This window comes from Neobacillus sp. DHD-1R, assembly GCF_057747995.1.
On record NZ_CM173232.1, the window covers coordinates 4,481,254 to 4,495,448 of the forward strand.

The following is a 14,195-nucleotide window of genomic DNA, read 5'->3' on the forward strand; positions in this document are numbered from 1 at the left end:
AGTAATAAGAGTTGATCAAAACTCCCCTCATTACAAAAGTAAAAGTGCTTTTTATTATGAATTATTATTACTTTACTATAAAATTAACTGGATTCTATTGATGTAGGGTAAACTGTCAGCAGCTATTGTAGATGCATCTAAAAAGTCTCTACATCAATATCAAAGTATGTCTAATCTACTAAATCAACTGATATTCAATTATTGGAGGTTTTTACATGAAAGTAGTCGCAATTGTCGGTAGTATTCGCAAGGATTCATTAAACAAAAAATTAGCTGAGTATATTAAATCTCGCTATGTGAACAAATTTGATCTTGAAATTTTACCATTAAATGATATCCCTATGTACAATCAAGATATCGAAAATGAACCACCTCAAGCGGTTGTTGATTTCAAGGCAAAAGTAAAAGCTGCAGATGCTGTTTTATGGGTAACACCTGAATATAACGGTACCGTTCCTGGCGTTTTAGTAAACGCTATTGATTGGTTATCACGTGTCGATAAAGTCATGATCGGTAAACCATCGTTTATAATGGGTGCTTCTATGGGAGTCTTAGGTACGGTGAAAGCACAACTGCATTTACGTGATATTTTATTTGCTGCTGGTCTTAGCTCACCAGTACTCATCGGCAATGAAGTTTATGTGGGTGCCGCACATACAAAAATCGATGCTGAAGGTAACTTAACAGATGAAGCAACTGTAAAATTTTTAGATTCTGTGATCGAAAACTTCATGACTTGGATGAAAAAATTCTAATATACTGCATGCAAAAGGGCTGTCCTATCGTCCAGTTTTCACTGGCTTTAGGACAGCCCCTTTTTCATTTTTTAAATTATCTATAATATTGTTGTTTTTTTGATTCGCGGATATGTGACCTGGATTCGCGGATATCATCTAATAATTAGCGGATATATCATAAAATCCGCCTTAACAACAGTAGTCGTATGGATGGAGGGGCGGATTTGCTGGGAATATCCAGCTTGATTTTAATTGAGGCTCTTTCCAATGCCAAGCACCTAATGCAGCCGCACAGGCATCAATCCAATGACTCGGTTCCTCTCCTAAAACAGGGAGTTCGATTAAATTCTGCTGGCCTAGCCAATTCCAAATAAACATTCGTGATAACAAATTTTGCTTGTAGTTCAGCACAAATTCAAAATCAGCTTTTGACAGCCTTGACCCAATCACAGCTCCAGGGTGAACCTCAACGATTGAGATAGGATTGGGAGCTTTAAGATTCTCAATTTCTCTACTAAGCTTAATTCCTCTTAGCGTTAAATACACCATTCGATTTAGTGTAGGAGGCATAATAGATCCTGGCTTCATTCCTAAAGAAACAATAAACTTTCTAAGTTCCCGGTCCCCTTGCCTGTCCCCTCCCCCATCTTCGTAAGATAAAGGGGCATCAATGCCTACTACGACTTCATCTAATTGACTTTGTTCTAAAATCTCATTTAATATCCCTTGATCACTGATAGGACTAATCCATTTCACAAATTTTAATTGGTTTCTCTGTTTTTCAAAAACAGTAAGGACCGTATCCTTATGATTACTTGGCCCTGATAAATCAATACCTATGACTCTCATATATAACCATCACTTTCTTTAGATAATGAGATGACTCTCAAATAATGAGCTAATGAATTTCCCAATAAGACCTCAAGTGATTCCGCCCTGCAAAGCTCGTACTCCTTTTTGGAAAAATTTACTTTACATTCCTAACAGTTCATTTTATGTTCTAAATAGTAAAACAATTTTAACTGTTAGTAAAGTGATTATGAAAGGAGTTGAAAAATTGCCAAACCAACCAAGAATCTTGTTGATTTTCTTCATAATCTTTTGGGCCCTTTAGCATATCGCTCTTCCCGTTCCGTTTTTATATATTACTCACTCTATCGTTTTATCATGGTTATTCCAGGGTCATGATTCCAATCGTCTCTTTGAAAACGCGCTGGCTCGTCCCTCTCATTTTTGTTCATGCTTTGTCAGACATGATGTCAGCTCTATCATTCTACTTTTTTCCAAGCCATTAACTATATAAAATTAAAGGAGTGAAACGATATGAATCAATCGATAGCACGTCTAGGAAAAATCACCTCTATACTGGCAGGGCTCCTGCTGATTGTCGCCCATACTCTAAATCTAGGCGCGGGGGATTATGGCTCCATTTCTGGAAGCCTACTTATTTTCCTGGCTCATTTACTGCTGATCTTTGTGTTTTTTTGTCTGTACATATATCAAGGAGAGAAAAATGGAGTAGTTGGATTCTTAGCGATGCTCCTTGGGAACATTGGCAATATCATCGTCACAGCGATTGTCTATGTGGAAATGGCCGAGGCTTCCATGAAAAAATCTAGCCTTGTCTTCACCACACCTGCTAACGAACCACTCTATACGTTTGGTCCTCTATTATTTGTTATAGGTATGATTTTGTTAGGAATTTCGATCATAAGAGGAAAGGTGCTTCCTGCCTATGCAGGCTACTCGCTGCTGATTGGCACGATCGTGTTTGCAACAGCGAGTGTAGCGGGTGATTTCCAGACTATGATTGAGGTCCTTGGGGCACTGTTTACTGGGGCTGGATTTATTTTTGCAGGAATAAAGGTCAAATCATAGTTTAATATAATCCAATCGTTTGTAGGCTTACTATTTCGGCAGTAAGCCTTATTTATTTGGCAATAGGTTGAATAGGGGGTCGGGTTACAAATTTTTTTGTTCATTTATATGATTCATCTACTTGTTTTTGGGTATATAAATTTTAGTTAATTGGTGCCCTAAAGTAAGGAAAAGTTAATATGAAAAGGAGGATTATAATTGGACTATTTAGATTTCGGTGCTTGGTTCCAATATTTCTTGTTGATTATTAGCGGATGTTTAGTTTTATTTCTTTTATTGTTGTTATATTCCAATAGATATACACGTCAAAAAATAAATGAAATTGAACAAAAAGAAGAAAGTATTGAATCTTATTCGGAATATCACTAACCTTTACAAAAGTTAAAGATCCAGCTGCCTTTCATTGGCGGCTTTTTCTTATTGCATAAAGGGTGTCTACCGTATATAAAGAAGTAGTATGTAACGTTTTTAAAGTTACATACTACTTCTTTTTTGTATCTTTAAAAATAACTCTCTTTTACAAAAGAAAAATAACGTGTTTCAACTATATTTACCCATTGATTAATTATAGTAATTCGATTATCATCTAATTAGATAATTATTAAAGCAGGTGAATGCAGAATGCAAATAAATAAAATTGTTGAATTCCATAAAGCACTAGGCGATCTTACACGGGTTCGGATTATCGGTCTGCTCCAACAGGGTCCATTGCATGGCCAAGCGATTGCAGGAAAGCTCGGGCTCAAACCGCCAACGATTACCCACCATATCGCGAAACTAAGAGAGGTTGGCCTTATAAAAGAAAAACGTGATAAAAACACGATCTATTTTTCGCTTAACACCAAGACATTAGAAAATAGTGCCAAAGCCATTTTAACGGTTGGAACCGGAGGAGACGCGAGTTCGGAAATGTCCGTAACAGCGGAGGAACGCACTGCGATTCTCGATAACTTCTTCACAAAAGATGGAAAACTGAAAAATGTTCCTGCCCAACGAAAGAAAAAGCTTGTTGTCCTTGCGCATATGGTTAAAGGGTTAGAATTTGGCAAAGTCTATCCGGAAAAAGAAATCAATGAATACTTAAAGCAGTTCCATGAGGATTATGCCACACTACGACGCGAACTCATCATGTGTCAGTATATGTACCGAGAAAATAATCAATATGAATTAAACCCTATAGAATTATGGTGGTTGAGTTGAAAGGACGTCACCCGGCGTCCAATTTTTTTGATCAGCTAATTAGATATATATAAAATTAGATTACAATTAAAGTAGGTGATGATTTTGGGTATTTCGGCTTTAAAGGAAGAAAAACAGTATCGGAAGTTATTCCTTGCCGGAGTGGTGAATGGAATTGGGGATCGCTTTAGTTCCGTTGCTGTATTGGCGATGCTTTTACAACTAACCGGATCAGGTTTGGCCGTCGGCATGACGTTGGCCATCCGGTTAATTCCCTTTATCTTTTTTGGACCATTAGGCGGATGGCTGGCAGACCGGTTTCCGAGAAAAATCATCTTAGTTACAACCGATTTGATTCGAATTGTGTTTGCCTTGTCCTTCTTATTTGTTCACAGTCAAGAGGATCTTTGGATTGTCTATCTCAGTTCATTCCTTTTAGCTGCTGGAGAAGCCATCTATAGCCCAACAAGAAAGGCTGCCATCCCTCTCCTCGTGAACAAAGATCTGCTCATAAGGGTGAATAGCTTGGAACAAGTATTGATTGGGATTGTTTTAATCGGTGGAGCCTTTTCAGGAGGAATCGTGGCCTTTATGTTCGGAGCAAATGTAACGTTTTGGTTCAATGCCGCCTCCTTCTTAGGGGCAGCCGCGATCATCTCGACAATTCGGTTCTCCGAAAATGAACGAGTAAAGGAAGGCCATGAGCCTAATGAAAAAGTTGCGCTGTTCGCTGTATTCAAAAAAATTATTTTGATGTCTGCTCCCGTTCTCATCCTTTTAATCTGTGAGGTCTTAATTGCTTTCATGAACGGAATCGATAATGTCCTGATTAGTGTTTACGCTGTGAAGGAGTATCAGCTGGGCGATATCGGTGTGGGTCTATTTTATGGGGCATTAGGGATTGGGTTAACCTTAAGCTATTTGGTTGCCAATCGCCTAAGAAATCATTTTTTAGGTATAGGTTTACTTTGTTTAATGCTAGAGGGAGCCTGTCTATTATTTTTAAGTAGAACCCATATGGTGGTCTTTGCCTTTCTTCTATTTTGCGGGGCGGGCTTTATGTCAGGGATTGGCAATGCCTGCTTCGATACCATTTTAATGAAGGAAATTCCTGAGGAGCATCAAGGAATGATGTTTGGACTATTAGCAACGCTCGGAAACACGATATTGGGGCTATCGATGTTTTTATCTGGATTCGCCCTAAATTATCTGGCACCGCGCTCCTTAGGTTTGATTGGCGGGATTGCCTATATCCTGATTGCTCTTTTCATACTTGCTGTTATTTCATCCAAAGCCTATCGGCACAGGAGAATCTCTCCAAAAAATCTCACCTCCCGTTTATGAAGACATGTGTTAAGGCATACTGTGAAAAGTTAGACTCTTTTATCGACAACTTTTATGAATTGATAAAAAAGAAAGAGGCTGTCCGCAAAAATTCAGTTTTTACTGATTTTTGGACAGCCCCTTTAAAATGGTGACTAACTATTTATACCTGAACCTTTGTTTTATGGTTTAAAGACCTTTTTACTAATGGGGAAGTAAGGGCAGTGGTAACAACCGCAACAAGGAACAAAATACTATAATCAGTATTAGAAATTAACTTACTACTTAAACCAATGTTGGCAAAGATTAAGATCATTAATCCTCTTGCATTCATTAAAGCCCCTATAGCACTGGACTCTCCCCAACTATAACCTATTATTTTTGCATAAATCATACATGCAAAATATTTGCTTATAAATGCCAGTCCAATAAACATGAAAACGGTGACTAAATGATTACTACTTGTAAAAGAGCTTAAATCAACATTAAAACCAGAAATTACGAAGTAAATAGGAACCAATAGTGTATTAACAAAATCTGAAATCTTAGTATTTAACTCTTTAGTGACTCTATCTAATTTAGGGACGATTAATCCTGCTATAAACCCTCCAAAAATAGCATGAAGTCCAATCTTTTCTGATACAAGACTGCTAAATAAAAAAACTAAAAGAAATAAAGCAAAAAATTCATTATTTACCGCCTTATACTTATCTGTAACTATATATTTTAAAATAGGTTTGATTATAAAAAACATCACCAAAAGATAAATGATCATATAAATGATCGTGCTCATACTGTTAACTGAAAAGTTTAGGCTGGCAATGGACAGAATAATTGGAAGCATGACCCATGCGATGACATCATCTATACTTGCACCTAAAACAACAAACCTCCCCAGCTTTGTTTTAATCATCTTTTGTTGATCTAAAATTCGTACTAGTACAGGAAAGGCGGTTACAGAGATACTAGCTGACATAAACAAAGAATAGACTAATTGAGTAGTAAATTTTTGTTCTAAAGAAGGATAACTATACCAACTTAATACAAATGTCATAAAAAAAGTAGGAATGAGCCCCACTAGTGCAAGTTGTACAGCATTCTTTAGCAGCTTTTCCTCCATCTTTTCTTTACCTACTTGAATTCCTATTAGAAACATATATAAAGATATTCCAAGCTGACTCAATAGGTACAATTGTTCCTTTATTTCTTTATTGAACAGCCACTCTTGAATACTGGGAAACAGGATACCCAAAAAAGAAGGGCCCACGACTATACCACCAATCATTTCCCCAACTACTTTAGGCTGGCCAATCACTTTTGCTAGAGCACCAAATAATTGAGAAATAATAATTACTATCATTAAACTCAATAAAAAATGAAACAAAAACATACACTCCTTTTTCCTTACTAACGGAAAAGTATATCTGTTCTAGTTCAAAAAGTCTATCAAACTTGGACATGCTCAAAAAAGTAAGCGCTTGGTAGAATTTTTTCAGTGGTTTTTATACTATGCAAAAAGGGTATATTTTAAGAGATTAGCAGCAACTATAAAAGAGGATGTGAATCATAATGCTGTCTACAAACCAGCTTGATACATTAAAAAAGAGGCTTGATGAGGACAAACAGGCCATTGAAGGCCAACTAAATATTAACGATAAGTACAGTAATAATGATGCAAGCCTGCGGGATACCGTCGATGAATTATCAGCTTATGACAATCATCCTGCAGACCTAGGTACAGAATTATTCGAACGTGAACGAGAAATGGCCTTAGAGGATCACCAGGAGGGAGAGCTTGAAAAAATTAATACGGCACTGGCGGCCATGGAAAAAGGTACGTATGGAAAGTGCGAGGTATGTGGAGTAGACATTCCTTTTGAGCGGCTGGAAGCTCTTCCTTCAACCTTATATTGTGTCAATCACTCTCCAGGAACATCAGACGAAGAGTATCGCCCAGTAGAGGAAGACCTCTTAGAGCCATCCGAAGCTAATTCCTTCAGACATAGTCCAGAACATGGTGTTGTCGATACTCAAGATAGTTTTGCGGAAGTGGCCCGGTTTGGAACCTCGGAAACTCCTGCCGACCTCGTTGGGGATTATAATAGCTATAATGATCTATACAACAAAGGAAAAAACGAAGAATCCTATACGGAGGATTACGAAACGTATTCAGCCACAGACATTACGGGTCAGCAAAAGAACGTGCTGCCGAACAGAAAGATGGAACAATACGAGGAACTTTTAGATAGAAAAGGGATTGACTCCAAAATTGGCGATATTCCATATAAAAACAGAGACAGTTATTTAGATGATAAACTAGATGATAAGAAAGCAGAGACTGAATAATTTCAGTCTCTGCTTTTTCCAGGGCTTAGGATATTAGAAAATCATTAGTCAATATTGTTTCTCCATCCATGCATCCATATAGGCCTGATCCCAGCGTGGATGAGACAGACCGCAATGGCTTGATTCCTCTTTTTGCGCTTTTGCTTACTTTAATATTCTCCTTTAATTACAAAATACGAGCCCCGAATTGTTCCAGCTAGTTTAGACTTCTGCCTTGCAAACTTAAACTTCCCTTCTAACTCCTTTGGTACCTCCATTCCCTCAGAAAGCTTAAAACCAACGGCCCGCTTCGGCTTAGGGTCATCAACCGTATACATGACGTTGACCGAGAGACCATCCTCATAAAAGACGTAGGCTATTTTGATATTTTCCACTTGAAAACGCGACGTTTCTAAAGGTTTGGCCGCAAACTCAATATCACGTTCTTCTTTCAAAATTCGGTTCACATAATCAAGGGTCTCGCAGGACTCGCTCGCTGGTACAACCGTAAATTCATGCTTGTATTTGTTCATAAAGTAACGGGCTTCATTAGCACGTAAACCAGCAAGCGCTTCTACTACCGGTGAAGACTCTAAACCAACCGTAGACACATTTTTAAAATCAACGATATAGGACATTTACATCCCTCCTTTTCTCTCTTTATTTCCCAATAAACAGGAATCCACATGCCTCCGTATGATATTTCACGATATAAGTATACACAAGTTTCTACTATAATTATCCTGCCAGGTTAGCGTAAATAGAAAACAGGCTGCCGCAGGAACCCACTCTAAAGCTCTTGCACCCTTTACTCAAACAGGTGATTCTGTTGATAATAATAAGTTTAGTGCCTCGCATCTAAAAGTAATTTTATCTCTTTTATTTGTTCTGTGTGTCTTTGTTCATGCAAATATATCTGTTCAATCCATTGGTCAAGTGGTAATTCACCTAAGGCAGGATGCTTAAATGATTTTTCCGCCAATATCGATTTATCCGTTATTTTACTAAGGAAAGTCAGAAATTTTTTTCTAGAGTCGTTTAATAAAACAATGATTGACTGAACTTCAAATGGTTCTACATCAGGTTCAACGATTTCGGGAGCTTTAAACTTTTTCGTTCGATCCAACATAAGTTGAACGTTTTTACGCTCTGTTTGAGTATTATCAACCTTTATTAATCCCCATTCAATAGCCTTTATTGTTACCTGTTCCACTAAAACTAAGTGATGACAAACTTGTGCTATACTCCACATATCCATACCAAGCCTACCATTAAATTCAGTATAACTTAATGAAGTAATCTCCTTTACTAAGTTACTTCTCGTTTCATACAGATTGTCATTTACTAAATTACTCATGAAATTCTCCCCCTTCACCAGAAAGTAAATATCTAGGTTCCTATTCTGTATATATTCTCCATGGTGAAAAGTATACTTTTAGTATTATTTTACTATCCTTTATAACCTTTCGTGTTTTTACATAATTAATATAAACTGTTCCTGGATCACTCACCATTAGTTGAAGAAAACTTATTTTTTTCTTTTACAAACGATTTGTATTGGGTTTCCATCAAGGTCTTGTACCCATCCCGACCTTAAGTCATTTAAAAAATTATGAGGATTAGATAACATAGTTGCACCATTTTCAATTAAATACTGAATGGCAGAATCGGTATCTTCTGTCCATACTACAATTTCACAACCCATATTTTGCCCAGGGTTTAAACCGTGAATTTCTTTTGTAGATTCTTTAGTGGCTATACCTAACTTGAAACCATCCAATATTAGTTCGTAATGTAACGGCTTACCACCTATTTCCGCTACAAAGGTTTGTGTAAAGCCCAGTTTTTGATAAAACCCTTTTGATTTTTCTAAATTATCAACATATAGATTAATTTGTGGAGATTTAAAATTCATAAACTTCCCCTTCCGTCATTTTTTTGTTTTATCTCCCACAGACCTGCCTAATAAAGTTTAATATCAAGATTCAAGAAAAGAGAGTAATAATCCTCCTTGGTCTATGCCCCTATTAGGTAACTATTCCTTCTCTTGCACCCGTTACTTAAAGTGAAATTTTTCACAATCATTGTTGTAAAGGTTTTATTTCCAGAAATGACCGTAATAAATGAATAGCTGCTATTACATGAAATGGCTGTTTTAACCCATAATTAAATTAGGGAGGTTTTAAGCATATGAATTTTAGTTGGACGCTTGGACTAATAATTTTATCTCAACAAGTGATGATGCCAGGAAGTTTAGTAATCACTAACAACAGTGATCCTATCTCCGTTGCCAACCGTACTACCTTTTCGATGGACTTACCTATATTACCCATTTTGGATACAAAAAAGTTTAAAAAATTCATGGACGATATTGACCAGCAGGTAACTAAAAATCCTAAAAATGCAATTATAGATAAAAACGGGAATATTATACCAGAACAACTCGGTTACCGTTTAAACCGCCAAGTTTTCACAGAAAATATTTTTTCTTATTATTTTAATAATGGTTCATCTACCTTAGAAGTACCCTTACTAGCTATTTATCCAAGGGTCGATAGTGAATTACTTGGAAATATTAGAAGTGAAAAAATTGGGGAATATGTAACATTCTTCAATTCCAATAACAAAGAAAGAAACAATAATATTTATCTTGCTGCAAAAGCCATTAATAATTATGTTCTATTTCCAGATGAGGTATTTTCCTTTAATAAAGTGGTTGGAGAAAGAACAGCAGGAAAAGGATATATGCAAGCAACTGTAATCGTTAATGGGGAATTTTCAGAGGACTTTGGTGGTGGAATTTGTCAAGTATCATCTACCCTTTTTAATGCAGTTGATAATGCTGGTTTAAAAGTTGTTCAGCGTAATTCACACAGTAAAGAGGTTTCATATGTTCCACCAAAGCGGGATGCCACCGTTAGTTGGAATGGACCTGATTTGATCTTTAAAAATGATTACAATCAACCTATACTCATACTTGCAAAATCGATAGATAACAAATTAATAATTGGAATTTTTTCTTCTGATGTCATTACATATACGCCTAAGAAAGTTCCATATCTTCCCTATGAAAAACAGCCCCCCAAGTAAATATTTACTTGGGGGCTTTTTCTTTTTTTACTAACCGACCGTTGCACCATAAGAAAAAAGGATTGACAAATTGGACCCATAATTTCATTAGCTCGAAATCAAAATGTAAATATTATGTCACAGGAATACCGTTGTAGTTAGGTATTTTAAAGTATAGACTATACATACGATCTTAGGAGTGATTAAGTGAACACAGTATCGGTGAATAAACTAAAATTCAAGAAAAATCTATCGATGATTGAGCAATATGCAATCAAAGATCTCCTCTTCCACTGGGTTGGTAGACCAACAGAAGGATTAGATGATTTTCTACCACTCGATTACACAGCTGATGTCTTTGCTAAGTTGGAGGCAAAACAGGAAACAGCATTCCTTATTAATGGGGATGAACGTTTCAGATATGCGACAATAACAGAAGATAATCAATTTGTAATAGGTGTTTTAGATTCGAATAAGGAGTTAAATCATAAAATCATTTCTCTGGATGAGGTTATTAGGTAAGCACTTTCTGGTGCTTATCTCTTAAATTTTCCTCTCCACATTTGTATACTTCCCGACAGCCTTCAAATGCACTTCTTACTTCATATTTCCCTTCTCTATTAGCCTTTAAATATCAACCATCTGATTCTTCAATTGCTATAACTTCATCTGTACTAATACCCTTGATTGAATAATATTTAGTACCTTTTTCAAAGGTGTTTGAGAAGTTTCTAGAATAAGACCCTTCCATGTCTGAATACTTAGTAACATATCCTATCTCTGAATCAATTTCATAAGGAACTTAGAAACTAATTAACCTTATTAAAAATGTCCCACACATAAAACAGTCGTGTATAGCATAGAAATATATAACCAATTTCAAGGGGGGATTGTTGTGAATTTAAGTGAATTCATCTGGACTCTTTTAGGTATGATTTTACTTTTGCTTGTAAATTACATTCTCTTGCACAAAAAGCAAAAGGCATTACCCCCAAAAAAACATTAAACAAGTGAATGAAAAAGAACCTCCTTTTATCTAGTCAAAGATCAATCGACCATAATATAATTACTTGGGTTCCATAATAAAACCACCCTGAGTCATAATCAGGGTGGAATTTTTTGTTTTAAATAAAACCTTTTAGCAAAAAACGCTGAATAATGCAGTCTGATCTTTGAATTCTTGTAATCAATTACTTAAAGGATACGAAAAACGCTCTTTCACTCAAGCCCCGTTACTTTAAGTGCATTCCTTCACAAGCAATCATTCTAATAAAAGGTCTATTTAATACAGCAATTTACTTTATCTATAGAAGAGAGACTTCATTTTCCCACAAGTTTTTTGTTTTACCTTGCGTTGAGTGGATAATTTTTCTCCAAAGGAAAATATTAAGTGGAAAATGGAGACTAAACCATCAGTCAATTAGAGATTGAAATGAGGGAAATGGATGAATTTGAAACGAAGAAAGGCTCTTACTTATTTAATTACAATGGTTTTATCTTTTCTTTTTATCATACCTTCGGTGGATGCCCAAAATGTTAACCTGCAGGTCTTGGCACGGGTAAAAGAAACGCTGACTGTCAATGGAAAAGTATTTAAAGATTTAAATTCAAATGGAAAACTAGATGATTATGAAAACTGGGAGTTAACGGTTGAAAAGCGAGTCGCTGACCTTATATCCAAAATGACCCTAGAGGAAAAAGCCGGACTTATGATAATACCTGAATTTCAGGAAATTGAAGGGTCAAAGATGGAACAGCCGAACAATTTAATTGATCAACATGCACGTTATTTTGTTTATCGTAAGTCACCTAGTGCTGATGTGATTGCCAATACAAATAATATACTGCAAGAAAGGACTGAAGGAACAAGATTAGGGATACCGGCAGTTCTTATTTCAAATCCACGAAACCATTTCACTATGATCGCAGATATTACAGATTTAAAAAAAGCAAAAGATTACTATGTACCCGCAAAAGATGGTCCTGGTCAATTTACCATATTTCCAGATTCATTAGGACTCGCTGCGACCCGAGACCTTGATTTGATTAGAGACTTTGCTCAAATTGCACGAAAAGAATGGACATCCTCTGGTCTTCGTAAAATGTATGGCTACAATGCTGATCTTGCAACACAACCGTTGTGGGCAAGAATTTTAGAAACATTTGGAGAAAGTCCTAAACTAGTTTCAGATATCAATTATACGTTAATAAAAGGTTTTCAAGGTGACAAACTTGACAATAATAGTGTTTCTATGACAACAAAGCATTTTCCTGGCGGGGGAACAAGATATTTGGGGAAAGATCCACATTTTGAGGAAGGAAATTTTAATCTTTATCCAACAGCAGGGAGTTTGCAAAAGTATCATCTGCCCCCGTTTATAGCAGCCATTGAAGCTGGAACAACTTCAATACTCCCTTACTATGCTTATCCAAGTAATAAAAGTGCAGATCAAGGGCTTCCTCCCTTTAAGAAAAACCAGCAATTTGAGGAAGTCGGTTTTATTTTTAACAAAGCTTTTATAACCGACTTATTGCGTGAAAAACTTGGTTTTAAAGGATATGTCAACTCAGATACAGGGGCAATAATTGATATGGCATGGGGTGCTAAACATTTGCCGAAAGAAGAAAGAGTTGCTAAAGCATTGGAAGCTGGAGCAAATATTTTTGCCGGACAGAATGATCCACAACCATTAATAAATGCAGTAGAACAAGGTTTGGTAAGTAAAGAGCAAATCAATCATTCCGTAGCATATTTGCTCACAGAAATGATGAAATTAGGTTTATTTGAAAACCCGTATGTGGATGCGAAAAAGGCACTTGAAGTGGTTAACAATTCTTCCTCAAAAGAAAAGGCAGATTTAGCCCATCGGAAGTCTATCGTCTTATTACGCAATGATCAGAATCTTTTGCCCCTAAATAATAAAAAAATAAAAGATATGAAACTTTATGTCGAGTCGTTCCCAGCTGGTGAGAAGGATGCAAATACGATTGCATTTAAAAAAACCATTCAGAAATATGATCCAAACATCACTTTGACGGATCATTTGGAAGAAGCAACACATGCACTTGTTTGGATAAAACCCAAACAAGATCTGCTTTCGAAGCAACCATTGATTTCCATAGGACCGGATACAAATATTCATAATAAAAATCGGATTATTAAAATACAGAAATCAGTACCAACTATTACTGCCATCAACTTTAGTAGTCCTTGGCTGATTCAAGAAATTGAACCGAATGCAGCGGCTGTCATTGGAACGTTCGGAGTGAAAACGGAAGCTTTAATTGATGTAATTCGTGGGATATTTAATCCAACGGGAAAACTTCCTCTAACAATTCCAGCAAATCAGAAAGCCGTAGCAAAAGAAAAAATGGACGTACCTGGCTTTGATGAATCCCCTTCCTATGTATACCAGGCAAAATCCGGTGACAAGTATGGTTACGGTTTTGGCCTATCCTATAATACAGAGTATAAAGTAGCAAAGTCCGGCGGTATCGGTGAATTCTTGAAGAGTATCTTCAAAGATTATAATGAAGTGGACCAAAATGCTATTTCAAAAGTCATTAAAAATGAATCTTACATTCGATGAAATAAATTATAATTGCAAAACACGGCATGTTGATAAAAAGGGTATAACATAAAGTTATACCCTAAAATTAAATGATTATTGGAATAAACTGTAA

The 14,195-nt window shown here is 36.3% G+C and carries 14 protein-coding genes; 9 read left to right on the forward strand and 5 right to left on the reverse strand.

Translation table 11 applies throughout. From position 1 onward, the window contains the following. Nucleotides 1-215 precede the first annotated feature (215 nt). On the forward strand, nt 216-755 hold the full coding sequence (locus tag AC3ANL_RS22125) for an NADPH-dependent FMN reductase (protein ID WP_488326508.1): 540 nt from the start codon (nt 216-218) through the stop codon (nt 753-755). Between the two features lie 171 nt (nt 756-926). Here AC3ANL_RS22125 and AC3ANL_RS22130 read toward each other — a convergent pair whose 3' ends face one another. Next, complete coding sequence (locus tag AC3ANL_RS22130) at nt 927-1,586, reverse strand: DUF429 domain-containing protein (protein WP_488326509.1); 660 nt, start codon at nt 1,584-1,586, stop codon at nt 927-929. 474 nt (nt 1,587-2,060) lie between these two features. Here AC3ANL_RS22130 and AC3ANL_RS22135 point away from each other — a divergent pair, with 474 nt between their 5' ends. The 4 genes from AC3ANL_RS22135 to AC3ANL_RS22150 all read left to right on the forward strand — a co-directional run bounded on the left by AC3ANL_RS22135 (nt 2,061) and on the right by AC3ANL_RS22150 (nt 5,138). Beyond that, a complete protein-coding gene (locus AC3ANL_RS22135) occupies nt 2,061-2,615 on the forward strand; it encodes a hypothetical protein (RefSeq protein ID WP_488326510.1) in 555 nt (184 codons plus the stop codon). 198 nt (nt 2,616-2,813) lie between these two features. Further along, nucleotides 2,814-2,984: a hypothetical protein gene (locus tag AC3ANL_RS22140; RefSeq protein WP_488326511.1), complete on the forward strand. Its 171-nt coding sequence runs from the start codon at nt 2,814-2,816 to the stop codon at nt 2,982-2,984. 252 nt (nt 2,985-3,236) lie between these two features. Further along, complete coding sequence (locus AC3ANL_RS22145; protein ID WP_488326512.1) at nt 3,237-3,815, forward strand: DUF2087 domain-containing protein; 579 nt, start codon at nt 3,237-3,239, stop codon at nt 3,813-3,815. 78 nt (nt 3,816-3,893) lie between these two features. Further along, nucleotides 3,894-5,138 carry an MFS transporter gene (locus tag AC3ANL_RS22150; protein ID WP_488326513.1) on the forward strand — a complete coding sequence of 415 codons (1,245 nt, stop codon included), beginning with the start codon at nt 3,894-3,896 and terminating at the stop codon, nt 5,136-5,138. Between the two features lie 142 nt (nt 5,139-5,280). On the opposite strand, the gene AC3ANL_RS22155 is transcribed toward AC3ANL_RS22150, so the two are convergent. Beyond that, nucleotides 5,281-6,501, reverse strand: coding sequence for a cation:proton antiporter (locus tag AC3ANL_RS22155; protein ID WP_488326514.1), 1,221 nt, complete (start codon nt 6,499-6,501; stop codon nt 5,281-5,283). A 185-nt stretch (nt 6,502-6,686) separates the two neighbouring features. Between AC3ANL_RS22155 and AC3ANL_RS22160 the strand changes: the two genes are divergently transcribed. Further along, on the forward strand, nt 6,687-7,463 hold the full coding sequence (locus AC3ANL_RS22160) for a TraR/DksA C4-type zinc finger protein (protein WP_488326515.1): 777 nt from the start codon (nt 6,687-6,689) through the stop codon (nt 7,461-7,463). A 149-nt stretch (nt 7,464-7,612) separates the two neighbouring features. Here the strand turns inward: AC3ANL_RS22160 and AC3ANL_RS22165 are convergent, their stop codons facing one another. The 3 genes from AC3ANL_RS22165 to AC3ANL_RS22175 form a co-directional block, all read right to left on the reverse strand. Then, on the reverse strand, nt 7,613-8,080 hold the full coding sequence (locus tag AC3ANL_RS22165; RefSeq protein WP_488326516.1) for a phage tail protein: 468 nt from the start codon (nt 8,078-8,080) through the stop codon (nt 7,613-7,615). Nucleotides 8,081-8,286: 206 nt separating this feature from the next. Next, nucleotides 8,287-8,799, reverse strand: coding sequence for a DinB family protein (locus AC3ANL_RS22170; RefSeq protein ID WP_488326517.1), 513 nt, complete (start codon nt 8,797-8,799; stop codon nt 8,287-8,289). Between the two features lie 171 nt (nt 8,800-8,970). Then, nucleotides 8,971-9,357, reverse strand: a complete 387-nt coding sequence (locus AC3ANL_RS22175; RefSeq protein WP_488326518.1) for a VOC family protein — start codon at nt 9,355-9,357, stop codon at nt 8,971-8,973. Between the two features lie 275 nt (nt 9,358-9,632). On the opposite strand from AC3ANL_RS22175, the gene AC3ANL_RS22180 reads away from it, so the two are divergent. From AC3ANL_RS22180 to AC3ANL_RS22190, 3 genes are all read left to right on the forward strand, one after another. Beyond that, nucleotides 9,633-10,532 carry a VanW family protein gene (locus AC3ANL_RS22180; RefSeq protein WP_488326519.1) on the forward strand — a complete coding sequence of 300 codons (900 nt, stop codon included), beginning with the start codon at nt 9,633-9,635 and terminating at the stop codon, nt 10,530-10,532. Between the two features lie 186 nt (nt 10,533-10,718). Next, nucleotides 10,719-11,033, forward strand: coding sequence for a hypothetical protein (locus AC3ANL_RS22185; RefSeq protein WP_488326520.1), 315 nt, complete (start codon nt 10,719-10,721; stop codon nt 11,031-11,033). A gap of 923 nt (nt 11,034-11,956) precedes the next feature. Continuing rightward, a complete protein-coding gene (locus AC3ANL_RS22190) occupies nt 11,957-14,101 on the forward strand; it encodes a glycoside hydrolase family 3 protein (protein WP_488326521.1) in 2,145 nt (714 codons plus the stop codon). Nucleotides 14,102-14,195: the final 94 nt, after the last annotated feature.

Coding starts and splice junctions, on each gene's coding strand:
- AC3ANL_RS22175 (WP_488326518.1), bottom strand. CDS start 9,357: ATGAATTTTAAATCTCCACAAATTAATCTATATGTTGATAATTTAGAA.
- AC3ANL_RS22145 (WP_488326512.1), top strand. CDS start 3,237: ATGCAAATAAATAAAATTGTTGAATTCCATAAAGCACTAGGCGATCTT.
- AC3ANL_RS22180 (WP_488326519.1), top strand. CDS start 9,633: ATGAATTTTAGTTGGACGCTTGGACTAATAATTTTATCTCAACAAGTG.
- AC3ANL_RS22135 (WP_488326510.1), top strand. CDS start 2,061: ATGAATCAATCGATAGCACGTCTAGGAAAAATCACCTCTATACTGGCA.
- AC3ANL_RS22165 (WP_488326516.1), bottom strand. CDS start 8,080: ATGTCCTATATCGTTGATTTTAAAAATGTGTCTACGGTTGGTTTAGAG.
- AC3ANL_RS22130 (WP_488326509.1), bottom strand. CDS start 1,586: ATGAGAGTCATAGGTATTGATTTATCAGGGCCAAGTAATCATAAGGAT.
- AC3ANL_RS22125 (WP_488326508.1), top strand. CDS start 216: ATGAAAGTAGTCGCAATTGTCGGTAGTATTCGCAAGGATTCATTAAAC.
- AC3ANL_RS22190 (WP_488326521.1), top strand. CDS start 11,957: ATGAATTTGAAACGAAGAAAGGCTCTTACTTATTTAATTACAATGGTT.
- AC3ANL_RS22150 (WP_488326513.1), top strand. CDS start 3,894: ATGATTTTGGGTATTTCGGCTTTAAAGGAAGAAAAACAGTATCGGAAG.
- AC3ANL_RS22160 (WP_488326515.1), top strand. CDS start 6,687: ATGCTGTCTACAAACCAGCTTGATACATTAAAAAAGAGGCTTGATGAG.
- AC3ANL_RS22170 (WP_488326517.1), bottom strand. CDS start 8,799: ATGAGTAATTTAGTAAATGACAATCTGTATGAAACGAGAAGTAACTTA.